Here is a 26,024-nt window from a genome sequence, read left to right as displayed (position 1 = left end):
ATACCTTCTTAAGGACATCTCGAACACAATTTTTCTCGAAGATGGCCTTTATGCTGCTTCTAAGAAAATTTTTATCAATCCTCTTCGGCTAATTCTCCTATAGATCACGTCCTTTTCAAAAGATTTCCTTAGCTTAAACAGCAAAAAAGTTGTTTACCTTCAATCCTTTGACTATAATATTGGTAATATTACGTAACACGCTGGAGGTTAATTATGTCAAAAGAGAGTTCATTTGATATTGTATCAAACGTTGATTTTTCAGAAGTAACGAATGCCATTACGCAAGCGATGAAGGAAATCCAAACACGTTATGATTTTAAAGGCAGCAAAAGTGACATTAAATTAGACAAAGAAGAACTCGTTCTTGTATCTGATGATGAATATAAGTTAGGACAGGTAAAGGATGTTTTATTTGGAAAATTAATAAAACGTGGTGTTCCTGTGAAAAATTTGGATTACGGTAAGATCGAAAATGCTTCAGGTGGAACGGTTAGACAACGTGCTACACTAATTCAAGGAATTGACAAAGAAAATGCAAAGAAAATTAATACAATCATCAAAAATAGCGGTGTAAAAGTAAAAAGCCAAGTTCAGGATGACCAGATTCGTGTAACAGGAAAAAGCCGTGATGATTTGCAAAAAATAATAGCTGCGATAAGAGAAGCAGACTTGACTGTAGATGTACAATTTGTGAACTATCGCTAGAAACAGGTGAATTACACCTGTTTTTTTATTCCCAAAACCACTCATAACAATTTCCTAGATGTAAAGAATAATGGAAGATTACATGTAGGATGGAGTGAAATAATGAGTACAGGACAAAATCAACAAAAAAAAACAATGCCGAAACAGCATCAAAATATACAGCCTGGCATTGAATCAGAAATGAATCCCTTACCAAAATCGATGGATCCCGGTTATAAAGGGAGCGGGAAACTAACTGGAAAAACCGCGATTATTACTGGAGGTGACAGTGGAATTGGCAAGGCCGTTGCACTTTACTTTGCAAAAGAAGGGGCAAATATAGCGATTTGTTATTTAAATGAACATGACGATGCGAATGAAACGTTATCTCTTATTCAAAAGGAAAATCGTGAATGCCTTCTGATCCCAGGAGATATTGGGGATGAACAGCATTGCAAAGATGCGGTAAAAAAAGTGGTAAATCAATTTGGTAAAGTGGATATTCTTGTGAACAATGCCGCAGAACAACACCCACAGCAAAGTATATTAAATATCACAGCTGATCAATTACAAAGAACTTTCCAAACGAATATATTTTCCTTCTTTTACATGACAAAAGCTGTCCTACCCCATTTTTCAAAGGGAAGTGTCATTATTAATACTACTTCTATTACGGCATATAAAGGAAATGAGCAGTTAATTGATTATTCTGCAACAAAAGGGGCAGTTGTTACTTTTACCCGATCTCTAGCTCTTTCATTAGCTCCAAAAGGTATTCGTGTAAATGGTGTTGCTCCTGGACCAATATGGACACCGCTGATACCTTCAACATTCCCAGAAGAACAAGTCGAAACATTTGGAGGGAATGTCCCTCTTGCACGCCCCGGCCAACCATATGAGCTTGCACCAGCTTATGTATATTTGGCATCGGAGGATTCAAGTTATGTGACAGGGCAGATGATCCATGTAAATGGAGGATCGATTGTGAATGGATAGAAGACGATTCATGAAAAAAATCCTGCATTCGTTTTTGAATGCAGGATTTAATTTATCTCTTTAGTTAGCGTTTCTTTTGGCTCTTTTCTTCGCAACAAAAATAAAAGCAAAGAATAAAATCCACACGGTTACAAGTACAAAAATAAACCCGAAATTAACACCTGTTTTATCTACCACTCTGTATATTTCAGAAGTTTCACGTTCGAGAACTAGTTTAAATTTATTATTATCAGCACGGATTATTCCGCTTTCTAACAGGCTATTCAATTCTTTATTGTTTTTAAACTGGGAGGCATCGATGGAAACCCCTTGAGTGGAACTTGTATTATTAATGGCAACGATATTGATATCACCTTTGTATTCCCTCTTGTACACCGTCATTCCATTTTTATCATAAAGCGGTGTGAATGTTCCTTTTACAAGTGCTGGGTTTTTCGCCCTTAATTCGGAAATTTGCGTCATGTAGTCCATAAGATCTTTGTCCGCACGGAAATTCATCATTTTTCGATTTTCAGGTGCATTACCGCCATCAATTGCGATTTCTGATCCGTAGTAAACAATAGGCATTTCAGGTTGCGTGTAGAGATAGGTTAATGCAAGCTTCCACCTAGTACCTGGAAATTGATGAGCATTCACCATATCTCTTGTATATCTCTTCATATACGGATTATCAAAATATACTGCATTTACCAAATTTGAATGGAATGTTTTTTCATTCTTTTCTACAATATCCATTAAAGAATTTGCAGACTGATCAATATTAGAAAAGGAATTTCTTAATGATTGATTTTGCGGATTGTCATAAAACCCATCAAATCCAGCTTGTTCGTATGTTTTAATCGTATTGCCATTATTTGTATGAACATCACCAAGTAAGAAGAAATCTTTGCTCACGGATTTAACTGCTGAATTGAAATCCTTCCAGAAGCTGATTGGTGCATCTTCTACATTGCTTAAATAATATCCATCAATACCAGTTTTTTGCACCCACCATTTTCCTGCTGTAATAAAATATTGGTTTACTGCTGGGTTATTCTGATTCAAGGCAATTAAGCCATTCTTTGTTTCCCCTTTTAACCAATCGGACTTTGTCGAATCCTTTACCCATGGATGATTAGGACTTACTTGATTCGTTACAAAATTTAGCATGACCTTCATCTTCTTCTTATGAGCTTCCTTCACAAGCTGTTGGAACTTTTTAATCGATCCGTAATGTTCATCCGGTTTATAGAAGTTTGTTATGCGATCACCAGCATATCCTTTTGAATCATTAGCGAAAATAGGATTAAGTAGAATGGTTGTAAACCCTAAATCTTTTATGTAGTCAAGGCGATTGATAATTCCTTGAAAGTCGCCACCTTGAAAGCTTAAATCATTTTTCGTATTTGTGTTGATATCATTGGAAGCATCACCATCATTAAATCGGTCCACAATTAAATAATACACATTTTCACTTTGCCAATCTCGTTGCACATTTCCTGCAGCGTTAGCCGGCACTGCACAAAAAATGAGCAAGGCAAATGTGCAAAATGCTATAACTCTTTTAAACATTTACCCGTTCCTCCTAAAAAAAACATCATAAAATAAGATTATCCTTTCGTCATACCGGTAGTCAAACAAATCCACGGTTAATTCACAAATCTATCAACTAAATTTGTCTTTTGTTTGTCGAAAGGCTTGTATTACATGTATGAAAAATCTTTTCTTTGTCAACAAAGTACTTAATAGTGTGTAGTTAGAAAATGGGGTTGACGAATGGAGGATTAAAATGGACCAACAACAAAGAAACCAACTAATCAATAACCAAAATCGCGCCTTCATAACTGGGAATGTTGAGAATATTAATGATCAATGGGTCTTCTTTGATGAAGAAACGGATGAAGCGTTTATGTTGGAGCAATATTCCTTACAAGAAATTGAAATCTTCAACCGAAATCAATGGTTAAAAGGGATTTTGGAGGAAGATGGTAAAATAACCATGCCCTCCGTCACCTTTTTCCTCCATGATCAGATGAAAATTAGAATACGTAAACAAATTTCTTTCGCCTTGGAACTATTACTGAATGAGCTTTCTGACGATGTATTCTGGTATTTTATCAACAACTTGAACCAGTTGGAATTTTCTATATATGATTGTGTATATTGTCATAATCAATTGTCCTATCTTAATGAAGAAGAATATCGAAGCGGAGTAAATTTCTTAATTTTCGATAATAGTGAGAGTATATGTGCCATTCAGCATCATTTTAAATATGAAGAGGATAGTCAGGATCGTTTTGAATTTACTTTAAGCACAGGAAAAAGAACCATTGTTGAAAAGGTCTCTACATAAAAAGAAAAAGGGCTGTCCAATAAGACCAATTTATCAACTTTTGGTTGCCCTATTCCATTATTTATGCTGGCTGTTTTCGTATTAATTCTTACATTTCGTCATTTGTTATAAATCCTAAGGGGACTTGTTTTCGCGGCATCTTTTCTTATAAAGTTTTTTCATTTTAAACCCACATATGGTTGTAACCAAGTCTTTTTGTATAAAAAAGCATCAAAGGTAAAGAAAATAGCCTTAATGATTAATGAATAGATCATTTTGCAGCCAATCCTTCATCTGGTCTGGATGCATTGGCTTTTCAATAAAATAACCTTGTATATAGTGACAGTTCATGTTTTTTAAGATGGTAAATTGTCTATCTGTCTCGACACCTTCTGCAATAACCTCCAGACCTAAACCTTGACCCATTGTCATGATCGAATTAACAATGGCGTAGTCTGGTGTTTGAAAATCGAGATTTTGAATAAAGGATTTGTCGATCTTTAATATATGGATAGGTAAATGACGCAAATAACTTAAGGATGAATACCCTGTTCCAAAATCATCTATGGATATTTTCACTCCAATATTCCCCAATGCATGCATCGTATCTATCGTCTTGATCGAATCATTCAACATAACTGATTCAGTAAGCTCTAAGTGTAAAAACTTTGGATCAAGGTCTGAAAAGGCAAGAGCATTTTTTACGTCTTCGATAAACCACCGATTTTGGAATTGCGAAGCGGAGACATTAATCGATATACTAGCATCTGTCAGCCCTGCGTTATGCCAATCTTTCATTTGCCTGCAAGCTGTTTTTAACACCCATTTTCCTATAGAGTGAATAAGCCCTGTTTCCTCTGCAAGTGGAATAAATTCGAAAGGAGGAATAATACCACGCTCAGGATGATTCCAGCGAATTAATGCTTCACACGATTTCATAATGTGACTTTTACTTTCAATGATGGGTTGATAAGTTAAGAAGAGTTCATTATTTTTAATAGCTTTTCTTAAATGACTTTCAAGTTCGACGCGATTAAGTGTTTCTTTATTCATTTCATCTGAGAAAAAGACCATTCCATTGCCACCAAGTAATTTGGCTCGACTAAGGGCAATATCCGCATTTTTCAATAATTCTTCACTTTGATCTCCATCATATGGATACATACTAATCCCTATATTACCATTGAGAAAGAACTCCTTCATTTGATATGTAAATGGCTTCTCCACTACCTTCAATAGCTTTTTACCAATTTGAATAACATTTTCAGGACCAGATTCTTTCGTTAATAAAATACTAAACTTATCATTTGTAAATCTTCCTAAGTATGCACCATTAGATTGGACATTCTTAAGTCTGTCTGCAAGTTCTTTTAACATTAAATCACCAGCAATATGACCTAATGTGTCATTTATTATCTTAAAACGGTGGATATCCAAAAATAATACAGCTAAGGATCGACGTTTTTTCTTGGCCCGATTCAACATTTCATCTAAAATTTCATTAAATTTTGTTCGGTTTGGTAATCCTGTTCCTTCATCATAGTTTGCTAGTTGCGAAATTTTTTCTTCAAACTTAATATTTTCGCTAATATCTCTCCCTATTCCACATACCCCTATACACTTACCATCCATCATAACAGGTATATTTTTTAGATAAAAAGACTCTGCACTTCCATTTTTTGTTTTAATATTAACATTATAATACTGAATTTTACCATTTAATGTTCTCCGAAAATGACGTTTTGCTTTAGGGATATCGTTATCTACTACAAGACTTAATGAGCTTTTTCCTTGTAATTCATTGAACGAATATCCTATCGCCTTTTCAAATGAATTGTTTACACTTGAGAAATTTCCTTTTAAGTCTAATGTGTAGACAATATCCATATTATTTTCATACAATGCCTGATAATAGGCATACGAATTTCTTACATCTTCATTAAGATTTATTATGTCTTTGGCAGTTTCATTTATCATGTTTGTTAATGAAATAATAGAATGTGAATCTGATGGTATTGTATATTGGATCTCTTTGTGTTTCTCATTCATTTCATTTGATTCTGAAATGCTCAAATAAATTGATGATGGTGCTACAATTTTCGGCTGATTTTTCGTACGCTGACCTATGTCCCCATAGCATGGAATCTCAATAACAGAAGAATAATGCTTTAAAGTTTCTACATTATTCTTAGTGATATTCTCTAAATTACCTATCCTATGTACACAATGAAAAGCAAAAATAGATTCAACTGTCCGTTTTCTGAATCTTTTTAATTCCTTTTGGGATGCTAAAATATGTTGTTCGACATTTTCCATTCCAATAGAAATAGTATCACCATCTTTTAGTTGACAAGATAATTCGAAGATACCACCTTCTTGCGTTTTTCGAATAAATGCAATCTGTTTTTCCCCTTCTCTGTGGATGATAAAAGGATTTTCAAAACTAGAAAAAGGTAAACGTTGTACAAATTTATTACCCAAATATTGTTTCAGAATATGCAAGGGCTTTTTCCCATTTAATTCATACAACAAACTTCCTTTTGCCTTTGTAACTGTAAAAGGTTGCCCTACCTCTATCCAATCTCCATTCTCCATTATTTCAACATTTAAATCACGATTTTCAAGGGAAATGAAAACAATTCCATTTTCCATTATTCCATTTTCCGTAAAAACATAGGATCGACTTGCTTCCGTATGATTAGAAGAAGTGTTACACGCAATGATAGAACTATCTTTATTCAACATATGAAAGCCATCTAAAATGTTATCGATATCTCCTATTTTCTTGTCAGTGAACAACAACATCACTTTTGTTTCTGATGTAACATAATCAGTTGCTATTTTTTGTCCTATTTTTACTAAATCTATTTTTTTATCTAATTCAAACATTCCTGAACGGACATTCGTTTTCGCAAAGGTGGTGAAAGTGATTATAGGCTGGGAGAAAGAAATATTACTCATTTTCCCTATAAAGCTACTTCCCGAAATAACTGCTTGTGGGAGATAAGATCTTAATAAATTTATAAGGTTCGCAATCTCTTCTTTTGCCATCTGCGAAACAGATGCATGTATGTACAACATAGGATACTGAGGAAGATCATTTTCTTCCATAAATGCTATAAGCCTGGATTCATTTTGATATAGAGTTTGAAAAGATTTTGCCAAGTTAATCATTCACCACCTTGTGAAGTTAATAATTAAATATTCTATATATTCAATATTGTGATATATTTGTAATATATTGTCGATATATATCTGAAAAAGAAAAGCCGCTCTGATTGAGCGGCTTAATTATTAACCAAATGGGTGCCATGGACCTAATGGAAGCTTTAATCCTAAATAAAGTACAGCTAGGAATAAAACGATAAATAGCAACCATAAAAGTCCAGTGCCTTTTCGCTTTCCTGTTCTGACTAAAATCATCTCCATTAAAACAACCACTAGTAATCCAACAAGTAATTTAACTCCGTATAATGCCGGATCTAAGGATTGGTTATTGAAGAATAATAAAGCACCTGTAACAATAACTAAAATGTAGAATAGTCGAACAATCATATGGACTATTTTTGCGCCCTTCTCTTTTCCAGCCTTATGTAGTAGTAATGCCACGATAAAAAGAATAATCGCTATGACCCAAGTTGTAACATGGGCATCTGTTCTATGTATCATTTCATTTCCTCCCAACCATTTTTTTCACAACATATATTATGCACATTCATATTATCATAATGATACATATATAGATATGTTATGAAGATTATTTTACCATATTTGTCAAAGTTCCAATTCCTTCTACTGTAATATCAATCCTGTCTCCAGACGTTAAATATTTTGGCGGCTTGAATCCATTCCATACCCCTGCTAGTTTTTTCCTACACACATAATTTATTTTTTCCAATATGTCACCATCCTCCAAATTGTTTCCAGTGGTCCATATTGAAACTTCATAAACCATATTTCTGCGAGAATTACTTGAATAATATAGATAGATAATGCTATGAAAACACATGAAGCTAGAGTAACTCCGCCGTACAATCCCAATCCATAATGGTAAAAAATAAAACTGCAGACAATAGATTGAACTAAATAAATGGTGAGTGACATTCTTCCTGCTGTTGCAATGGGTCTAAATAGCTTTACGCATATTTGATTTGTCATCGACAGCACAATAAGTGAGATAATGGCAAAACTAAAAATGGTTCCCCCAATGGATTGCTGAATTAGCTTAAAAGCTAGATTATCATCGATTAATACTGGCAAGGATTTCAAAATGAGACCGATGATGAATGATGCAATAAAAAAGAACAGCCATTTTCGCTTATGGTCTTTTGCTTTTTGCAGCCATTTTAATTTTGACGCTCCAGCTCCAATCATCATTAAAGGTAAAATGGAAAAAATAGAGAAAAAGATATTTGATGAACCATTAACCGCAGTCCAATCCGCTATTCTTTGTTTTGTAATTTCCCAATACCCTCCAGTAGAGTATGCATTAAACGCTTTATTCACATTTGTAATATCCGCATACATTAATGTTGTGTTCGGATCCATTAGCGCATTAACCAATATGTATAATATAAATAATAAATTCGGGATGAGAAATAGCATTATTCCGCTAATTAAGAGTACTTCTCCAGATAATTCAAGCAGAACCATTAGTAGTATTCCATATATTGCATAATTTGCTAATATGTCCCCAGACCAGATAAAAAAGGCATGTAACAACCCTATTAACAATAAGAAGATTAATCTTCTTATAAATACATTTGAAAACGATAATCTGCTTTGCTTTATTCTGTCCCTTAATATAACACTTCCATATCCAAACATCATTGCAAATATTGGATAAAAGCTTGATTCAATGAGGATTTCAATCCACTTATAAACGGTAGCATCACTATCCTTCCACCATTCGTATGGATTATAGTAAAGGACAGGTCCATTATAAGAGATCATATTTACAATCAATATTCCTAATAAGCTAAATCCCCTTAATACATCTAATGTAAAAATTCTTTCCTTTTTTTTCATTGGTTTCATTTGCAACATCATTATTTCTACCTCAATATCATTATTTATGGCTGTTTTCGAACAAATTATCGATTTTCTTCATTTGTTTTATATCCAAGAAAAGACTTAAATACGGGGCATCTTTTCTCTAAAAAATACCTATGTTCCAAGATAACCTGGGAGTATAGGAGGTTTTTAATTAAACAAACAACAAAGTTTAAGAATAGAGCCTAAATTATTCCCTATTACATTTTACAACTTCAAGTTCATTTAGGCTAATTAATCACCTTTCACTAGTTCACTCATATGATATGACATATAAGTGAAATGCCTATTTCAGCAAAATATAAAAATCAAAAGGATGTGAACGGTTATGCCTGGATTTGTTGGTGCCGTTCAAATCATGAATATTGGTTCGAGCGGGGTATTTAATATTGGAGATGTATTTCAAATTATTCCAAATTCATCTGTTAAAACCTTTGCTGGCGCAGGATCATTTAACACTGGGGAAACTTTATCAATTCAAAATCAACAATCAGCAACTAATACCTTCGACGTAGATGGGCTGGATCAAGGGAATTTCTTGAATTTCTAATTTGGCATATAAATAAAAAGGTGGTACTCATGAAAATTTATCTACAGCAAACGATTCAAATTCACATGATAAAGATAGGCGGTATTTCAAACTCATCTGTTTTTCAAATAGGCAGTGCAGGTATCATTAAACCAGCTTCCTATTTATATAATACTGGAGGATTTGTTCGACCAGCACCTACCATCAGTCATGAAGCAGGAATAACGGGACCGTCAGCAGGTCTAGTGGTTCCTTTTCAAACATCCGGAGGACCTAGATAAACATCCTAATAGGTCTTTCTAGAAAATCAAAGTAGTAATTTTATTTTTGCTTTTATTTACGGGATTCATATTGGTAAAAAGAGAGGTTTTCACAATGGTAGATATTCAGACATATATACATCAACTTTATCAATATATCCAACATCAAGAAAAAAAAATTTCCCGATTTGAAAAAACACTAAAAGAATTGAAAACGGAGATACAAACCTTAAAAGAAAAACCGCCCATTAATGTAGAAAGAGTAGAATATAAATTCGATCAATTAAAAATAGAGAGATTAGACGGTACATTAAATATTGGCTTAAACCCTGCTGATTTAAGCCAAACTATCGAAGATATGGATATTCCTGCAAATAGCCCACAAGCATCTTCCATTATTGCAGATCCTAATTTTAAACAAGAATTAATTAACAGACTAAATCACTATGTCGGAAACGATATATCCACTGTTATTAATGATACTGAGCAGCAATTAGGTATTGCACTTGAGCAGCAGTATCATGACTTTATTGTGGATGACCTTCATAATCAAATACCGCAAAGGGTCGATCATTATCTTAACATCGTAGCCGGACAAAATTTAGGGAATATATCGAAAGAAAATTTATTAAATCAAGTTTATCAAAAAATGAAGACTGACATTGATCGTTCTATATTTATGTTTATTTCAAAGCTACCAAATAATATGAATGGAGGAAATACTAATGGAACTTAATGTTATTAATCGTGAATTACATGTTGAAAATATTGAGATTATAGGGATTGCCAGTTCCTCCCTATTTATTATCGGAGACGCGCAAAGTATTCAACAGGCTGCTACATTCGATACTCCGGCAGAATCACTCATTATCGGACCTTTAATGCCATTTGCTTCAAGGTTATAGCAAATGGATGGAATAAGAAATTCCATTGTTCAGGACATTAGTATTAATGATGTCGTATCTAGCTCCAATGTTCAGGTTGGGGATGCTACACATATTAAGGCAACTTCCAGAGTCTTTGCGGTACAAAGGGAAGAGGAAATATATTTTGGATTTGAAGCCCCGTTTGAGGCTTTTCCCATTTATACTGAAATAATTCCCATTCCTCCTATTACAGAGAATATCGAATTTCATCGTTACAACCTAAATCCTGTTATTAATGTAGATCATATTAATATTATCGGTATTGCTGTTAGTTCCATTTTTCAAATAGGGTCTATTAATGATGCATATCTTGAATCAAGGCTTCATCATGTTCGTCAACTAAAAGGCAGCACTAGTAGTTGAACGTCCTATGAATAACCCGCATATGATGTGTAACGGGAAACTAAATTGAAAAGGATGTTTTTCATGCCTGCAATAGTTGGACCAATGCAGTTCATAAATGTTAGTGGCGGGGTAGTTCAATTCGGAGATACTGCCTTTGTTTCACCAAAAACAAGCTCGAAAACCATGGCCGGTTCTGGAACTTTAACGACAGGGGGTTTAGTAGTAAACAATAACATTATTAGTCTAACTAATACCATCGATTTTTCATTAATTGACCAACCGACAGTTGGAAATAATTAAAAGGCATTGACTCACATTGGTCAATGCCTTTGCGTTTTTGCTTTTTCACATTTGTAATAAGTGACCTCCATCAAAGAAATAAAGATATTTACTTGTTACAGGTTTGCGCAAAATATCATGCAAAGCTTTTTCGTAAAAATCTAGCTGGGTTTCATACCGCTTCGCAAGTATTGGCTTCGCTTCTGCAAATCCGCCTTTAAACCGATCAGAAATATTATCGGTCTTGTAATCAAGTAATATAATATGGTCTTTATCTTCAATTAAACAATCAATAACCCCTTGAATAAGAATAGCCTCATTATCTAATGAATCAATTTGATACAAGTCAGAAGCCGGTAATGCTAAGCTAAAAGGAACTTCTCTTTTTACCTTTTCCGAGTTTATCATCAACTGCCCAAGCTCTGTTTCAAAAAATCGAACGATACTTTCTGGCTCGATAACATTCAATTGCTCAATTGTTAAAAGCTCCTTCTCCTGCATAGTCTCCAATAAGATTTTAATGGAATGAACGGTTGGCATTTCATGTAATGGTACATGTTGCATCACCATATGCATAGCAGTACCTTTTTCTGCAGGTGAAAGTTTCTTTTCCCTCATAAAATGAGGGCGATTAAAAATAGGCTTTTCAAATTTACTAACCACATCAGTACTTGCAGCTGCATCACGCACTTCATTCATACGTTTCACTTCAGATACCGATTGCTTCGAGCGTCTAACAGTTGAGGAATAATGTGAATAGGACCAATCTAACACTTTGGAAATAGCTTCTTTATCTTCAGATTGAATGTCCATAACCATCCCTTCCTGAACTGCCATTTTCCAATCCTGTGATTCTTCTTGTGCCTCTTCTACTTGCCTGAATTCTTCTTTCGAGTGAACCATAATATTCCATTCCGCTGGGTAGTTCAAAATGTCTTCAGTTAAACATTCTTTCCCTTCCGCTAATGCTGATCCACGATGCCGAACTAATGCAGGTCCAATCCAGTCAATATATGAAGTGGCACTTGCTCTAATATCATCTCTCAATAGCCATTCATCGTGTAATATATTCTTTTGCCATTTTGTAATCGATTTTTGAACACTTTTTAAAGTACTAACCAAGTATAATTTTTCTTTTGCTCTAGTTAATGCAACATATAACACTCGCATTTCTTCTGATAATGTTTCCAGCTTTTTCTTTCGTTTAAAAGCAAGCTGCGGCAAAGATGGATAAGTAATTCTTTTATCTACGTTCATATACCTGCATGCAAATCCAAATTCCTTATCAAACAAATAGGAATGTTGAATATCCATCATATTAAATTTGCGTGATAAGCCAGCAACAAAAACGATGGGAAATTCCAATCCTTTACTAGAGTGGATTGTCATCATTCGGACAACATCTTCCCCTTCACTTAATGCCCTCGCAGCACCAAGATCATTTCCTTTTTCTTGCATTCTTTCGATAAACCTCAAAAAACGGAACAAGCCTCTAAATGAAGTTGCTTCATATTGCCTTGCACGATCATAAAGGGATCTTAGATTTGCTTGTCGCTGCTTCCCACTAGGTAAGCCTCCAACAAAATCATAAAAATGAGTATCCCGGTATATTTGCCAAATTAAATCGGATAATGCACCTACACGAGCATTATCTCTCCAAATATTTAACTTTTCGATGAAACGACGGAGTTTTTCATACAACATTTCTGTTTCTATGCTTGGCTTTTCTTGCAAAAATAAGTAAATAGCTTCATAAAATGTTCCTTGCTTGGCATGAATTCGAATAGATGCCAATTGTTCTTCATCTAATCCAACAATAGGTGATCTTAATACACCAACAAGAGGAATGTCTTGAAATGGATTATCTATAACTTTCAACAATGACATAACAATATTAACTTCAGTCGCTTCAAAATACCCTGTTGACAGAGTTGCATAAATCGGGATGCCTGCCAACTTAAATTCTTCCATAATTTCTGGAGCCCAAGTAAGTGAACGAAGCAAAATAACGATATCCCTGTATTGGACCCTCCGATATGTGCCTGTCTTAGGATTGAATATTTCTCGCTGTTCACTAATAAGTTTTTTTATTTCTTGTGCCATATAACGAGCTTCTAGTTGAGATTTCTCTAAATCGACTTTATCAAACTCTTCATCTAAATCCGTTTCTGCCGGTTCATCCCCTTTTATATCCTCTTGATCAATTAAAGCTACTTCAATGGGAAATGGGATATCTTCTGGATATGAAGCACCTTTCACTAGCTCGGCTTGAGGATCATAACGAATCTCCCCTACATTTTCCCCCATGATCTGTTTAAAAAGATAATTCGTCCCAGCCAAAACCTCATGTCGACTTCTAAAGTTTTTTGATAAATCGATTCGAAGCCCTGTGCCTTCTCCATTTGACGTAAAGCGATTGTATTTATGCAAAAAAAGATTTGGCTCCGCAAGTCGAAAACGATAAATGGACTGTTTGACATCACCAACCATGAATAGATTCCCATATTCATCCCCATCGTGTGTCACAAGTTTCAAAATCGTTTCCTGAACCATATTCGTATCTTGATATTCATCTACTAATACTTCTTTAAATTGCTTCCGGTAATCAAGCGCTGCCTCCGAAGGCTCTACAGCATTTCCGTCATCATTCATTTTTCCTAATATCGCAAGGCAATAATGCTCAATATCTGTAAAATCTACAATTCCTTTTTCCATTTTCATATGTGCAAATTTCAAAGCAAATACTTTCACAGTAGAAATAAGTGTAAATATTACATCCTTCATTTCTAACATATCTTTTAAAAAGTACTCCGGTTTTCGTGCAAAAAGCTCATCTCGTAATTTTTCGAGTGTTCCCTTTGCTTTTTTTCTAAGTTCATCTGCTTCTTTCACTAAATCTTTGTTAAAGTCGTCACCTTTGCATGCCTTTGCCCGTTGAAACACCCAATTATTCATTTCTTCATATAGTTCGTTCCATGGACCACTTGCCACTTTCAAGAGCTTAGAGACAACCTCTATGTCATCAAGAAAGTTTTCAGCTCTTGGTGCTGGTCCACCTGGTAGCTTTGTCATTTCATATGCTTCTTCTAGCAAGCTTTTTGCACTTTCAAGCTGTAAGGTAATATCAAAGCGGAGAGCATTCATAAATGGCAGTTCGTCAAAATCCGTATCCCCTGAGACATTGTACATTTCTACCAATTCATCCAACCACCTATCCGGATCTGGATGTGATCGTGAAAAATCATATAATTTGCAAACTAAATCCTGTAATGCAGCATCGCTTCGATCATTGGTAAATGTATCCACTAATCGAAAAAACGCCTCATTATGGTCTCTTCCATATTCCTCTTCAAACAATTCATCTAATACTTCATCACGTAATAATTCCTTTTCCGTTTCATCTGCAATCCGAAACCCAGGGTCGATATCGATAAAGTAATAATATTTGCGAATCACTTCTAGACAAAAAGAATGTAAGGTTGATATAGATGCACGATTTAGCAAAGTAAGCTGTCTTCTTAATCTATTTGAGTTAGGTTGTATTTCTATTTCCTTTTCCAGTGCTTCCCCGATTCGATGCCTCATTTCAGCAGCGGATGCATTCGTAAATGTCACTACTAATAATTGATCAACATCTATTGGATCTTTTTTCGCAATGATTTTTTGAATAATTCTTTCCACTAAAACTGCTGTTTTTCCAGATCCAGCTGCGGCTGCAACCAATATATTTTGACCATGCGCCATTATCGCTTTCCATTGATCATCGGTCCAAGTAGACTCTGTTGGCTTCATTGGAATGATTGTTTTCATCTTCGGCAACCTCCTCTCTGATTACTTGAAGCAAATCACTAGTTTTTCCAGGTTGCAGTACTCTAAATTGATTTTCATCTAACGATTGGTCAAATTGACAGACGGATTTAAACGAGCAATACTCACAAGGGGTTCGCTTTTTCAATTGGTATGGACTTATATCTACAATACCAGTTGAAATAGCGTTTCCCGAATTCTCATAAAGCTTTCGGACATAACGATTTAACACATTAAAATCCTCTTTGCCGGCAACCTGCGAGCGTGCTGATAATGTCCCATCCTTTTTTAACTCTGCTGAGACAATTTGAGATGTACCACTTTCTAATGATTGATCCATTAATTTCACAACATTTGCATCATCCAACATTAAGCCCTTCATTTTGAAGCTCTTGAAAATTTCTGCTTCAATCTCCTCTATCGTTAAGATTTTATTACTCTTCACGATGGGATTATGGAGATGGAAGTACAATACTCCTGCAGGTACTCCTTCTGAACCAATCAATGTTTTAGAATTTGCAACTACAATATCTAAATAGGTAAGCATTTGTAGTGCTAATCCATAATAAACCTCCGTTACGTCCAGATTTCTTGCACTTGACTTATAATCAATTACACGTAAGTAAACTCCTTTTTCATCCTCTGCTTTATCCACCCGATCAATTCGTCCTTGTAATTCCATCTTTGTCCCATTCTTCAAAGTAAAAGTAAGTGGCGGCAAGCTAGACTTAGCTCCGAAATCAAGCTCCATTCCAATCGGAGCAAATCCACTTTCCTTCGATTGCAAGCTTAATACATGGGAAGCACGTCCGATAACCTGTTCAAGCTTTCGTTTTATATAGTAATGGCGATTGGAACTAAGGAGGATCTGATGCTGAAGCTTCGGTGCCAAAAATGATACTGCTTCTTTCGCCAATGCATTGCATTGTTCTTTCGATAGTGTTGCCCATGACAATCCTTTTTTGGATACCTCGTCGGCAATCCATTTTAATGCACCATGAAATAAATCGCCTATATCAGGGGCATCTAATTTATAAATTTGTCTTTCTCGTAATTTTAGACCATGTGTTGCAAAGTGTGAAAATGGGCATCCATGGAAAAGCTCCATCCTTGACACACTTGCTAGAATTTTATCTCCATATAAATCCATACTTGTTTTTTCGGATAATTGTTTTGTCTTATTTTGATAAAAAAGACTGGATAATATATGAACCGTTTGCTCCTTTTTAAGCGGATCTTTTATATAGTAGTTATAAACATCCCACCAAAAATCTGGTACAGGGTATCCGCGTTTCTTTTGCTGAAGCTGTGAAGTTAAAAAGGCAATAGCTGCATTCGAATGCGAAACATATTCAAGCTGTTCTTCCAATCTAATGTCAGATGGATCATTCACCATCACTTTTTCTAATACATTCGGAAATATTTCCTTTATTCTTTTCAAATATGGGGATGGCAATAATGCCTTACCTTCCTCATTTGCCAAAGGATATGACAAATATAAATAATGGGAAGGTGTTGTCAATGCTTTATAGGCAATAAATTCTTCGTCTAAAAGCCTTGTTTTGCTACTAGGTGCAATTTTAATCCCATTCTGGAACAAGCTTTCACGATCTAAGTCAGCTAGTATTCCATCTTCATTCATTCTTGCCGGCATTACCCCATCATTTAGTCCGATAACAAAGGCTACTTTAATATCCGAGAGTCGTGATAATTCCAAATTTGCAATAAGGACTTGATCGATTGCAGGGGGAACGAGAGAAAATCTCATCGACTCTAATCCAGAATCAATAATTAAGGAGAATTCCTTTAGTGAAATATCCTCTTGCCCAAATATATCGACGAATTGATCCATTAAATCAATTACTGCATTCCATGCTTGATCATGCTCTCTAGCAGATACAAGATTACCTCTTTCCTCCTCTGCGATTCGCAATTTTTCTAGTTTTACTGGTATATCAAGTTCTTCTAAATAGAGAAATAGGGCTTCACAAAGTTGTTGTCCATTTTGTGCATTTTTTAAGCGTCTCGATAATCTATTAAGTGGTGCTGAAATAAATAATCGCATTTCATTAAGTTCATGTTCAATTTCTTTCTCCGCATTTGTTTGGGGAAGATTTTCTAATTCTAATCCCCTAATTCTCCTGTATCCCCATCTTTCTTTATTTAACCACTTACTGCCTTTGATTCCGTAAGCTAAAACATAGTTTTCAAGACGATCCATTTTCTCGCGGAGCTCTCGGTGATTCCTATCAAATGGAAATAGCAAGTCCGTTTTAACTGCGCGAAACACAGATTCATAGCGCCAATTACTAATGATAATTTCTATTGAAGATCGAATTAATTCAATTAATGGATGGTGGAACATCGGTCTTTTTTGATCAATAAAATAGGGAATATCATAATCATAGAAAACAGTGTTCATTACATCTTGATAGTCTTGACCATTCCTCACTAGAATGGCAAAATCCATATATCGAAAGTCCTTAGTTCTTACAAGCCTGCGAATTTCACGTGCTATTCCTTCAATTTCTGCTCGGCGGTTAGCAGCATGGAAAATGCTAATCTTCGCTTCCTTTTGATATGGATTAGCTGGCCGTTTTTCGAATGTGGATTCCAAGTATCGAATACCGCTATTTTCATAGCGATGTGGCTGTGTAAGAATAACATCCTCCTCCACCTGGACCTGCATATTCTTTGCTACTTCAAAAAGTGTAAAATAGGTTTCTCCGGACATGCGGAATAAATGTAAATCCTCTGGTCCATATCCACGAAATGGCTTGTCAAGCGTTAAGGCAATTGATACCCGTTTACATGATTGCATCAATTGGCCTATTACCATATATTCTTGGGGAGTGAAGCTGTGAAATCCATCAATATATATTTCAGCATTTTGCAGATAAGTAGATTTTCCGATGGATTCTGCTAATAACTTCATATAGTCATCAGTATCTAAATATTTCCCTTGTAATGCATCTTCAAAATGCTGATAAATCAACTCTAAATCATGTAATTTATCTTTCAATGAATTGGAAACATCTTGATTATCCATTACGAGCTCTTCTGGTTTGATACAATACCGTTTGAATTCTGTTAACATCGTTTCTACATGTTCAATGAAACCTGTTTTATCAGCTGCTCGTCCAAATAGCTTCAAATGTTCCTTTTTATCCTCGATAATTTTGCGAATGAGCATATTAAGGCCGGCACTGGAAATATGTTTTCTACTTATTCCACCAGTTTCTTGTAATATTCTCCAAGCCAATCTCGATAAACTAAATACTTGAGCACGAATCATTCCTTGCAAATTAGGGGAACTAACAAGACGGTATTCAGATAAAAATGTCATTTGATCTGGAACCAATAAAATGATAGGATTTCCACTTGGCGATTCTTTCAGATTTTCTGTTATTTCATCATTAAAAAGCTTTGATTTCCCTGTCCCCGTGCGTCCAATTACAAAACGAACAGACATGAGCTCAGCTCCTTCCATTACAACCGTTCTTCTTTATGCATCTATTATAATATAATAAGCTGCATCGATTAATTGAAAATAATGGTCATATACATAAACAGAACGTACATTCTTATTAATAGGATACTATCATTCAATTGGTATAGCAAATATAACAAAATAACTTAAACGGAATTAATAGCATCATGTGTGTTAACTATACTAATAAAAAAGTAGCAAGAATAGTTTCCTGCTCCCTCCTCTCTTTCTTTTCATTGTAAAAAGAAGAGTTACAAAGTGGTTACAAGATGAGATACTAATTATAGAAAAATTGTAAAAAGGAGTAGATTTAATGGGCTATATTGAAGATTTACGTGCTATTGTTGGTCATCGTCCTCTTATTTTCGTAGGTGCAGTGGTAATTATTATAGATGAACAAAAAAGAATTTTGTTGCAGCAGCGTACATATCCTAATGGGGTTTGGGGTCTACCTGGGGGATTAATGGAGTTGGCAGAGTCCGTCGAAGAAACTGCTTGCAGAGAAGTTTTTGAAGAGACAGGCTTAAAGGTTCATGATTTAAACCTAATTAATGTTTATTCCGGTGCAAACCACTTTACTGTCGCTCAAAATGGTGATGAATTTTATGTTGTAACCATTGCTTATTTTACTAATAAAGTGGAAGGAAAGTTAATTATGGACAAGACGGAATCCATTCAGCTTCAATATTTTGCGCCAGATCAATTGCCAGACCAAATGATAGGAAGTCACAGAAAAATGTTAGGAGAATTTTTGGATAAATTTTATCAAAAGTTATAGAAACTAATGGGTGAACAGTGAATCTCGTGAAAATGAATAATAATCTCGCGAAATTTGACGTTATTCTCGTGAATTTTGTTATTAATCTCGCGAAATTCACAATTTTTCTCGCGAATTGTAACTTTAGTCCTACAGCTTTACAATATATACCACGAAAAAGAGGCCAATCATTCAAGATTGGTCCTCATTCTTTACATCATGATCCCGCCATCCACATGAAGAACAGTACCATGGACATAGTCCGATTCATCCGACGCTAGAAAAAGATAAGCGTTTGCGATATCTTCTGGTTTTCCTAAACGTTGTAATGGAATCATGACTTTCATGGAATCAATTACCTTTTCCGGAACAGTTGCAACCATATTTGTGTCGGTAAATCCCGGTGCAACTGCATTTACATTGATTCCTTTACGGCCAAGCTCCTTCGCCCACGACTTTGTCATCCCAATTATAGCTGCTTTCGCGGCAGCATAATTCGTCTGACCAATGTTCCCATATACACCGCTAACGGAAGACGTGCTGATAATTTTACCTTTCCCTTGATCAATCATGGAAGGAACGACTGCTTGCGTACAATTGAACACACCAGTTAAATTAACATCCAGTACCTTTTGAAAATCTTCCTGATCCATTTTAACTAGCATAGAATCCCTTGTTATACCTGCGTTATTGATTAGTATGTCAATTTTACCGTAAGTCTCCAGCACTTCGGATATCATCTTATTGACGCTCTCACGATTAGATACATCAACTTGAATAAAGGTTACTTCAAGTCCATGTAACTTTAATTCTTCTACTTTTGCATTTCCATCTACCTCATTGAAATCAGCAATGACAACCTTTGCCCCTTCTTTCGCAAATTTTTTTGCAGCAGCAAAACCAATTCCTCCTGCAGCCCCAGTAATGATGGCTACTTTTTCATTTAATCGCATTGATTTTCCTCCTACTCTTGTAAAAACAGTTTTAAGGTGCTCACTAATAAATCTAAGTTATCAATTGAAGGGGAATGTCCACAATCCTTTAATTCTACAAATCTTGCCTTTTCCCCTAAGTCCTGAATGATTTCTTTTGTCATTTCATCACTTACAACTAATCCCTCCCCCCGTAAAATAAGGACAGGGATTTGAATGGCTACGGCCAATTTGGTACCTTCGGTTAAACCATTATGAACGGGACTAATATTAAATTTATTCAGAGTGTGATATACATCTCCTATGATTCTTTGGGTTCTCATATCATCGACATATTCTTCATACAAAAATGATTCCGGTTGATTATGTGTATAAATTAACATATTCCAAAGTGTTGTTAAAAATTCACGATCATTATTGTCATAAGAGCCTTGAACGGATTTAAATCTGACTTTGTTCCCTTTGCGGTTTTTTTGCTAATTTCTTCTCAATTCTTTTTCCAACAAACCACAAAATAAAAATGATCGCTAGAATAATCGTCGTTTTGAATGGTTTTTTCAGTAATGAAAATATATCATAACCTACGAAGCTAACAATAAATACCATTACTAATTTCCCCGCTAGCATCGCAATGGTGTATTGAAGAATACTGATTCGTGATAATCCAGCTACAATATTAACAACAGCTGAAGGTGTAAAAGGAAAACAGATCATTAAAAATATTGGACCGAACCCATGCCTTTCTACCCAAATCATAATTTTCTGTACTTGCCGCTTTTTATACAAAAAAGCAAGAGCTTTTGTTTTGCCGAATTTACGAACTACTAAAAATACGAGAATCGCTCCTAGACTACAGCCTATCCATGAAATGAGAAATCCTAGCCAAAGTCCATAAGCATTTGCATTTGCCAACACGATTAATAACAATGGTATGAAAGGAAAAAATGCTTCTATTACTAATAGCAAAATACCCGATAATGGGCCTAATGCTCGATATTGTTCCATTAAATGCATAATATTTTCTACTGTTAACAAATCTTTTAAAGTATGAAAATCCATCTGGTTTCCCCCATCTTCTATGTAATTAGGCGGAATAAATCGTACAGTTTAAACCTTTTGTGAGTTGTTGATCTCCTTAATTCGCTTTTACGGATGTAAAAACGATGCGAAAGGGGAATCCCCAACTTACATAAATTTCAATTAAGGCTATGTATCAGAATATTTTCTTATGTGAAGTATAGCATATTAGAATGACGGAGTTTAGGTGGGAATGTTGTTATTTTTCCAAAGAAAAAAGTAACCTCTTGATAAAATGAGGTTACTTTTTATAATCGGTTAATACCCAATATTTTAAACGTATTGCAAGAACCAATCTCTAATATATTCTAAACGTTTGATTCTTAGCTCCGGCTTCCCACTTCTTGAAAGCTCGTGATTGGATTCAGGGAAACGGATAAATTTCGCTGTTTTTTCTTGGCGTTTTAATGCGATAAACAACTGCTCTCCTTGTTCGATCGGACAACGATAATCCTTTTCACTATGGAGGATTAATAATGGTGTTTTAATATCTTTTGCATATGCCAATGGCGAATGCTTCCAAAGTGTCTCAATATCATTTAGGTCCGCTAAAATTTGCCACTCAGAGAAATAATAGCCGATATCGCTTACTCCGTAGAAGCTAATCCAGTTGGAAATAGAACGCTGTGTAACTGCTGCTTTAAAACGATCTGTATGACCAACAATCCAGTTTGTCATAAACCCACCGTAGCTTCCCCCTGTAACTCCTAGTCGTTCTTTATCGATGAAATCATATGTTTCTAATGCATAATCTACCGCTGCCATTAAATCATTATAATCATTTCCGCCATAATCTCCACGAACAGCATCTACAAATTTTTGTCCATAACCATGGCTTCCACGTGGATTCACATATAAAACAGCAAATCCCTGAGTCGCTAATACCTGGAACTCATTAAAGTACGTATTCGCATACATGGCATGTGGACCACCATGAATTTCCAATACTAATGGATACTTTTTGCCTTCTTCAAAGCCTACTGGTTTCATTAACCAGCCGTGAACTTTCCAGCCCTCTGCACTTTCATATTCAATAAGCTCTGCATCTGATAATTCTCTTTCCTTTAAGAAGTCGTCATTTGTATGTGTCAACTGCTCCACTTCACCTGTTTGTAAGTTTGCTAAGAATAGCTCCCCTGGAAGTGTCGGTTTGCTGATTGCTACAACTGCTTGATGTGTTTGTTTAATTAAGCTAAATCCATATACATGCTGAGCTTCATGCAAAGCAGGATAAATTTCTCCTGAAAGATTTCCATAATAGACATGAGTACTTCCATGGTCAGAAACGATAAAATAAAAACTCTCATTATCATCTGCCCATTGAACACCAGGAATATTCGCTCCCTGCTGGAAGTCTCCTGCTACATAGTCACCAACTGGTGCATCAAGATCGCTAGTAAAACAGTTTAGACTCTTCTCCTCTAAATCATAAATCCATGCTTTAGAATGTGTCGCATTTTTAAATTCTTGTTCACTTCCAAGGAATGAAAGATAACGACTGTTTGGAGACCAAGAGGTTTCCCAGAATCCCCCAGTACTATTTGTTACCTGCCCAGTTTCTTTCGTTTCAAGATCAACTAAAAAGATGTCGGAGTTAAAGGAAGAATCTGTATCCTCCGCCAAATCTGCAGCATATGTAATAAACTTACCATTTGGTGACCATGAACCTAAGTGATAATCTTGCTCCCCAGTAGTTATTTGCTCTACTTCACCTGTTGTTACATTTACTAGCCCGATATGTGAATGCTGATCTAAATCTAAAAATCCACTCGCATCTGATTTATATTTCATTTTTTCTACAACAAGCGGTTTTAACTCTTTCTTTTCCTTCTCTTCACTAGGGCGTTCTAGAATGGTTTCATCTTTGCCTAGTGTAACTGAGAATGCTATTTTTTGCCCGCATGGTGACCAAATAGGATTTCTGGCACCATTTTTGCAGAATGTTACTTGTTTTGCCTCGCCGCCGTTTTTTGATAAAACATAGATTTGCGATTTATCGTCACGATTTGAAACAAATGCCAGCTTTGTACCATCTGGAGACCAACGTGGCGAATTTGTGCGATGATTTCCAAATGTCCATTGAACAGTTTTCTTTTCATCTGCATGTACGTAATATAAATTTGAAACATATTCATTTTTGTCCCGATCAATATGTGTTTGTGTATAAACAATATCTTTTCCATTCGCAGAAACTTGCGGATCGGTAACTGACTTTAATTCATAAAGATCTTCAGCTTGAATTCCTTGTCTCTTTTCCATACCTCGTCACCTTTCATTGAAAATATTTCTAAAATAGTTATCAGCAAAAAATATCACCATAACATTTATTTCGACAATCAAAACATTTTCCCTTCAAAAAATTAATAATATTTATATAATTTCTATCGGAAAATGACTTGTTGGTCTGAACAAGCAATTAAGAGGGACGAATAATAGCGAAAGAAGGGCAGGTCCTCAACATACACATTCTGAGTCTTTCAGCAGTTCCTCATGATGGTTTTGTATGGATTTAAAATAATAAGGGAAAATAATCAATGAATCACTTGAAATCTACCTTGAATATAATGTAAAATATAAATACGAACAAATGTTCTTTAATTAGAAACGAGGGATTTATGTATGACAAAAATACCTGATCAAGATCGAGATATAATTGAACGAGCAATTTATTTGCCCATGGTTTTGACGGTATTACATCGTGACCTAACCATTATTGAAAAAAGTCCTTTTAAATTAAAAAATCCATATCTTGAGTGGATAGATGAAACCATGAGGTTCATCCAGAAAGAACTAGCTGAGGTTAAACGGTATATGAGAAAGCATCAAATAAAGGTAGAGCGGATGCAATCGGATGATACCTTTACCATGTATATGTTTTTGTACAAAGGATATGAAGAGCATCATAATTATTTTAACCCTAGGCTCAGAAATCGTACGGAAGAATTGCTAAGATACTATCTTTATCAACGTTTTGTACAGTCTCCAATTAATACACCAAAAGAAGCATAAGGAGCAACCGTTATCCTCGATTGCTCCTTCGTCCTCATAATAAGTGATCATTATTTAACTCGTAATTTCTCTTTCTTTCAGATGCTTCTACTTGCATAATAAAGCTTTGCTGTTGTCCGATCCGCTTCTCCATATGCTTTATATGTTGTGCGAACCTGAAGCGCAAAAGCGATGTTCGATACATTTGATTTTCAAATGAACTAATCGATACAGGAATAGTCAAAGTCTGCTTATTACGGAAAGTAATAACTGTTGAATTAGAGCTTTCCTTAGCATGATTTATTACATGGTCGTGTGAAATCCAAATACAGTGCGGATTTGTCGGTGATGTCGTAGGAAATAAATAAATGGATGTATGGGGATCGACGATGATGGGAGCTTTATGTGTTATACCTATAAGACGTTTTGTACCTTCTTTTCTGCCTTTGTAGGATGCCCCAAAGTATTCGCAGCTTTTCTTTACAATATCAATAGGTCTAAAAGGTGAAATAAAACAATCCTGTGATTCCATTACCTCAGTATACATTCGCGACCCATATTGAATAGGAATAACCGCCATTGTATACGGGTTAATTTCATATTCTTCAATTAAAGTGCTATTCTCTCCCATAATTTCGCTTCCTTTCTATAATATTTTCCATGTGCAACCCTATAATAGCATGTCCTTCCAATTTTGTCATTGTTTTTTCAAAAAAATCAGAACTTTTTAGGAGGAAATGCAGAAATAAATAGAAAAATGTCAAAGATTGCATCGGACTCCTTCATTCCTTCACAAAAAAGGAGTCCCCAAAAAAGAACCCTTTAAGATAAAATTTAATTTTAGTTCACTTAATTTCTTACCAAATATCACATTGTCTCAAAATATCATATAAAAAATTAACTATACGATTTTAAAAAATACATTCCTAGCAATCAAGAAAATTTATTCTTTTATTAATTTAATCATATCGGAAAATGTTGTCTGATTTACAAAATCTTTTCTTGAAATGTTTAATTCATCACATGCTAATTTCAAAAACTCCAACCATTGTGGGTCACCATTTTTTATTGCTATTACACAAGCTTCTTCAATATGAGTAACAATGATCTCTTTTTCTAGAGTTTTCATTATTTCTAAACCTTCAAGTGCACCTGGCCAATTAATATCCTGTAATAACCAAACCAATCTAGGGATTGCTTTTTTTATTCTGGGATACCCCATTTTTTCTAATATCGATACAGCATTAAACCAGCATGCTTTTCCATAATCAAGAATTAAAAAATCTACTTGTTCTGGTGAAAGATTAGATAAAACTTCTATAGCCTCATCTTGATATTCCTTAGGTAGATGCCAATTTAAATTATAAACATAATAAATTAATTTAGCTTCCTCAAGAAAATTATAGTCATCATTCATGCAAATCCTCCCTAATTTAATAATAGAAATATACAATCTGGCAAAACTGGTCCGTTTAATTTTTGATTACAAAATACAAAAATACTACTTACTATAAAAAGTTTACTCAGAAAACATTTCATTTTTTAACATCTAAAAGATAAATAAAACAATCCTGTGATTCCATTACCTCAG

General features: G+C 35.0%; 24 protein-coding genes. 11 read left to right on the top strand and 13 right to left on the bottom strand.

Annotated features, from left to right (window positions below; all coding sequences use genetic code 11):
• Nucleotides 1-213: 213 nt before the first annotated feature.
• The gene (locus AC3WJF_RS08935; RefSeq protein ID WP_492451315.1) at nt 214-705 is read left to right on the top strand and encodes a YajQ family cyclic di-GMP-binding protein; all 492 of its coding nucleotides are present in this window, start codon (nt 214-216) and stop codon (nt 703-705) included.
• Nucleotides 706-807: 102 nt separating this feature from the next.
• Nucleotides 808-1,680, top strand: coding sequence for an SDR family oxidoreductase (locus AC3WJF_RS08930; RefSeq protein WP_492451313.1), 873 nt, complete (start codon nt 808-810; stop codon nt 1,678-1,680).
• Nucleotides 1,681-1,740: 60 nt separating this feature from the next.
• Here AC3WJF_RS08930 and AC3WJF_RS08925 read toward each other — a convergent pair whose 3' ends face one another.
• Complete coding sequence (locus AC3WJF_RS08925; RefSeq protein WP_492451311.1) at nt 1,741-3,231, bottom strand: alpha-amylase family glycosyl hydrolase; 1,491 nt, start codon at nt 3,229-3,231, stop codon at nt 1,741-1,743.
• Nucleotides 3,232-3,448: 217 nt separating this feature from the next.
• Between AC3WJF_RS08925 and AC3WJF_RS08920 the strand changes: the two genes are divergently transcribed.
• A complete protein-coding gene (locus tag AC3WJF_RS08920) occupies nt 3,449-4,012 on the top strand; it encodes a DUF2777 family protein (protein WP_492451309.1) in 564 nt (187 codons plus the stop codon).
• Between the two features lie 231 nt (nt 4,013-4,243).
• Here AC3WJF_RS08920 and AC3WJF_RS08915 read toward each other — a convergent pair whose 3' ends face one another.
• The 4 genes from AC3WJF_RS08915 to AC3WJF_RS08900 form a co-directional block, all read right to left on the bottom strand.
• On the bottom strand, nt 4,244-7,156 hold the full coding sequence (locus AC3WJF_RS08915) for a bifunctional diguanylate cyclase/phosphodiesterase (RefSeq protein WP_492451307.1): 2,913 nt from the start codon (nt 7,154-7,156) through the stop codon (nt 4,244-4,246).
• Between the two features lie 129 nt (nt 7,157-7,285).
• A complete protein-coding gene (locus AC3WJF_RS08910) occupies nt 7,286-7,660 on the bottom strand; it encodes a YisL family protein (protein WP_492451305.1) in 375 nt (124 codons plus the stop codon).
• 88 nt (nt 7,661-7,748) lie between these two features.
• Nucleotides 7,749-7,889, bottom strand: coding sequence for a hypothetical protein (locus AC3WJF_RS08905; protein WP_492451303.1), 141 nt, complete (start codon nt 7,887-7,889; stop codon nt 7,749-7,751).
• Nucleotides 7,877-9,040 (bottom strand): DUF418 domain-containing protein, encoded by a 1,164-nt coding sequence (locus tag AC3WJF_RS08900; RefSeq protein WP_492451301.1) that lies wholly within the window; start codon nt 9,038-9,040, stop codon nt 7,877-7,879. The genes AC3WJF_RS08905 and AC3WJF_RS08900 overlap by 13 nt, the downstream gene beginning before the upstream one ends.
• 331 nt (nt 9,041-9,371) lie before the next feature.
• Between AC3WJF_RS08900 and AC3WJF_RS08895 the strand changes: the two genes are divergently transcribed.
• From AC3WJF_RS08895 to AC3WJF_RS08870, 6 genes are all read left to right on the top strand, one after another.
• Complete coding sequence (locus AC3WJF_RS08895; protein WP_492451300.1) at nt 9,372-9,593, top strand: spore germination protein; 222 nt, start codon at nt 9,372-9,374, stop codon at nt 9,591-9,593.
• A gap of 29 nt (nt 9,594-9,622) precedes the next feature.
• Complete coding sequence (locus tag AC3WJF_RS08890) at nt 9,623-9,853, top strand: spore germination protein GerPB (protein WP_492451298.1); 231 nt, start codon at nt 9,623-9,625, stop codon at nt 9,851-9,853.
• A gap of 94 nt (nt 9,854-9,947) precedes the next feature.
• On the top strand, nt 9,948-10,568 hold the full coding sequence (gene gerPC, locus AC3WJF_RS08885; RefSeq protein WP_492451296.1) for a spore germination protein GerPC: 621 nt from the start codon (nt 9,948-9,950) through the stop codon (nt 10,566-10,568).
• Nucleotides 10,558-10,737, top strand: coding sequence for a spore gernimation protein GerPD (locus AC3WJF_RS08880; RefSeq protein WP_492451294.1), 180 nt, complete (start codon nt 10,558-10,560; stop codon nt 10,735-10,737). The genes gerPC and AC3WJF_RS08880 overlap by 11 nt, the downstream gene beginning before the upstream one ends.
• Nucleotides 10,738-10,740: 3 nt before the next feature.
• Nucleotides 10,741-11,121, top strand: a complete 381-nt coding sequence (locus AC3WJF_RS08875) for a spore germination protein GerPE (protein ID WP_492451292.1) — start codon at nt 10,741-10,743, stop codon at nt 11,119-11,121.
• 63 nt (nt 11,122-11,184) lie between these two features.
• Nucleotides 11,185-11,403, top strand: coding sequence for a spore germination protein (locus AC3WJF_RS08870; RefSeq protein ID WP_492451290.1), 219 nt, complete (start codon nt 11,185-11,187; stop codon nt 11,401-11,403).
• Nucleotides 11,404-11,448: 45 nt separating this feature from the next.
• On the opposite strand, the gene addA is transcribed toward AC3WJF_RS08870, so the two are convergent.
• Nucleotides 11,449-15,192 carry a helicase-exonuclease AddAB subunit AddA gene (gene addA / locus AC3WJF_RS08865; RefSeq protein ID WP_492451288.1) on the bottom strand — a complete coding sequence of 1,248 codons (3,744 nt, stop codon included), beginning with the start codon at nt 15,190-15,192 and terminating at the stop codon, nt 11,449-11,451.
• Nucleotides 15,143-18,661, bottom strand: a complete 3,519-nt coding sequence (gene addB, locus AC3WJF_RS08860; protein WP_492451286.1) for a helicase-exonuclease AddAB subunit AddB — start codon at nt 18,659-18,661, stop codon at nt 15,143-15,145. The genes addA and addB overlap by 50 nt, the downstream gene beginning before the upstream one ends.
• Before the next feature lie 331 nt (nt 18,662-18,992).
• Here addB and AC3WJF_RS08855 point away from each other — a divergent pair, with 331 nt between their 5' ends.
• On the top strand, nt 18,993-19,457 hold the full coding sequence (locus AC3WJF_RS08855) for an NUDIX hydrolase (RefSeq protein ID WP_492451285.1): 465 nt from the start codon (nt 18,993-18,995) through the stop codon (nt 19,455-19,457).
• Nucleotides 19,458-19,648: 191 nt separating this feature from the next.
• Here AC3WJF_RS08855 and fabG read toward each other — a convergent pair whose 3' ends face one another.
• The 4 genes from fabG to AC3WJF_RS08835 form a co-directional block, all read right to left on the bottom strand.
• Nucleotides 19,649-20,389 carry a 3-oxoacyl-ACP reductase FabG gene (fabG, locus tag AC3WJF_RS08850; RefSeq protein WP_492451283.1) on the bottom strand — a complete coding sequence of 247 codons (741 nt, stop codon included), beginning with the start codon at nt 20,387-20,389 and terminating at the stop codon, nt 19,649-19,651.
• Nucleotides 20,390-20,400: 11 nt separating this feature from the next.
• Nucleotides 20,401-20,715 (bottom strand): alpha/beta fold hydrolase, encoded by a 315-nt coding sequence (locus tag AC3WJF_RS08845; RefSeq protein WP_492451281.1) that lies wholly within the window; start codon nt 20,713-20,715, stop codon nt 20,401-20,403.
• Nucleotides 20,716-20,809: 94 nt separating this feature from the next.
• A complete protein-coding gene (locus AC3WJF_RS08840; protein ID WP_492451279.1) occupies nt 20,810-21,427 on the bottom strand; it encodes a TVP38/TMEM64 family protein in 618 nt (205 codons plus the stop codon).
• 291 nt (nt 21,428-21,718) lie between these two features.
• A complete protein-coding gene (locus tag AC3WJF_RS08835) occupies nt 21,719-23,704 on the bottom strand; it encodes a S9 family peptidase (protein WP_492451277.1) in 1,986 nt (661 codons plus the stop codon).
• Nucleotides 23,705-24,064: 360 nt separating this feature from the next.
• Here AC3WJF_RS08835 and AC3WJF_RS08830 point away from each other — a divergent pair, with 360 nt between their 5' ends.
• On the top strand, nt 24,065-24,454 hold the full coding sequence (locus AC3WJF_RS08830; RefSeq protein WP_492451275.1) for a YhjD family protein: 390 nt from the start codon (nt 24,065-24,067) through the stop codon (nt 24,452-24,454).
• Nucleotides 24,455-24,488: 34 nt separating this feature from the next.
• On the opposite strand, the gene AC3WJF_RS08825 is transcribed toward AC3WJF_RS08830, so the two are convergent.
• Both AC3WJF_RS08825 and AC3WJF_RS08820 read right to left on the bottom strand, forming a co-directional pair.
• Nucleotides 24,489-25,064: a competence protein ComK gene (locus AC3WJF_RS08825; protein ID WP_492451273.1), complete on the bottom strand. Its 576-nt coding sequence runs from the start codon at nt 25,062-25,064 to the stop codon at nt 24,489-24,491.
• 312 nt (nt 25,065-25,376) lie between these two features.
• Nucleotides 25,377-25,850: a DUF5071 domain-containing protein gene (locus AC3WJF_RS08820; protein ID WP_492451271.1), complete on the bottom strand. Its 474-nt coding sequence runs from the start codon at nt 25,848-25,850 to the stop codon at nt 25,377-25,379.
• Nucleotides 25,851-26,024: the final 174 nt, after the last annotated feature.

It is taken from the genome of Heyndrickxia sp. FW510-T9 (assembly GCF_058781025.1).
The sequence above is the reverse complement of the archived record's forward strand: the minus strand, read 5'-3'. Positions and strand labels throughout refer to the sequence as shown.

Bases quoted from the DNA above. Each gene is read 5' to 3' on its own strand.
- AC3WJF_RS08935 (WP_492451315.1), top strand. From the start codon at position 214: ATGTCAAAAGAGAGTTCATTTGATATTGTATCAAACGTTGATTTTTCA.
- AC3WJF_RS08930 (WP_492451313.1), top strand. From the start codon at position 808: ATGAGTACAGGACAAAATCAACAAAAAAAAACAATGCCGAAACAGCAT.
- AC3WJF_RS08925 (WP_492451311.1), bottom strand. From the start codon at position 3,231: ATGTTTAAAAGAGTTATAGCATTTTGCACATTTGCCTTGCTCATTTTT.
- AC3WJF_RS08920 (WP_492451309.1), top strand. From the start codon at position 3,449: ATGGACCAACAACAAAGAAACCAACTAATCAATAACCAAAATCGCGCC.
- AC3WJF_RS08910 (WP_492451305.1), bottom strand. From the start codon at position 7,660: ATGATACATAGAACAGATGCCCATGTTACAACTTGGGTCATAGCGATT.
- AC3WJF_RS08900 (WP_492451301.1), bottom strand. From the start codon at position 9,040: ATGATGTTGCAAATGAAACCAATGAAAAAAAAGGAAAGAATTTTTACA.
- AC3WJF_RS08895 (WP_492451300.1), top strand. From the start codon at position 9,372: ATGCCTGGATTTGTTGGTGCCGTTCAAATCATGAATATTGGTTCGAGC.
- AC3WJF_RS08890 (WP_492451298.1), top strand. From the start codon at position 9,623: ATGAAAATTTATCTACAGCAAACGATTCAAATTCACATGATAAAGATA.
- gerPC (WP_492451296.1), top strand. From the start codon at position 9,948: ATGGTAGATATTCAGACATATATACATCAACTTTATCAATATATCCAA.
- AC3WJF_RS08880 (WP_492451294.1), top strand. From the start codon at position 10,558: ATGGAACTTAATGTTATTAATCGTGAATTACATGTTGAAAATATTGAG.
- AC3WJF_RS08875 (WP_492451292.1), top strand. From the start codon at position 10,741: ATGGATGGAATAAGAAATTCCATTGTTCAGGACATTAGTATTAATGAT.
- AC3WJF_RS08870 (WP_492451290.1), top strand. From the start codon at position 11,185: ATGCCTGCAATAGTTGGACCAATGCAGTTCATAAATGTTAGTGGCGGG.
- addA (WP_492451288.1), bottom strand. From the start codon at position 15,192: ATGAAAACAATCATTCCAATGAAGCCAACAGAGTCTACTTGGACCGAT.
- addB (WP_492451286.1), bottom strand. From the start codon at position 18,661: ATGTCTGTTCGTTTTGTAATTGGACGCACGGGGACAGGGAAATCAAAG.
- AC3WJF_RS08855 (WP_492451285.1), top strand. From the start codon at position 18,993: ATGGGCTATATTGAAGATTTACGTGCTATTGTTGGTCATCGTCCTCTT.
- fabG (WP_492451283.1), bottom strand. From the start codon at position 20,389: ATGCGATTAAATGAAAAAGTAGCCATCATTACTGGGGCTGCAGGAGGA.
- AC3WJF_RS08840 (WP_492451279.1), bottom strand. From the start codon at position 21,427: ATGGATTTTCATACTTTAAAAGATTTGTTAACAGTAGAAAATATTATG.
- AC3WJF_RS08835 (WP_492451277.1), bottom strand. From the start codon at position 23,704: ATGGAAAAGAGACAAGGAATTCAAGCTGAAGATCTTTATGAATTAAAG.
- AC3WJF_RS08830 (WP_492451275.1), top strand. From the start codon at position 24,065: ATGACAAAAATACCTGATCAAGATCGAGATATAATTGAACGAGCAATT.
- AC3WJF_RS08825 (WP_492451273.1), bottom strand. From the start codon at position 25,064: ATGGGAGAGAATAGCACTTTAATTGAAGAATATGAAATTAACCCGTAT.
- AC3WJF_RS08820 (WP_492451271.1), bottom strand. From the start codon at position 25,850: ATGAATGATGACTATAATTTTCTTGAGGAAGCTAAATTAATTTATTAT.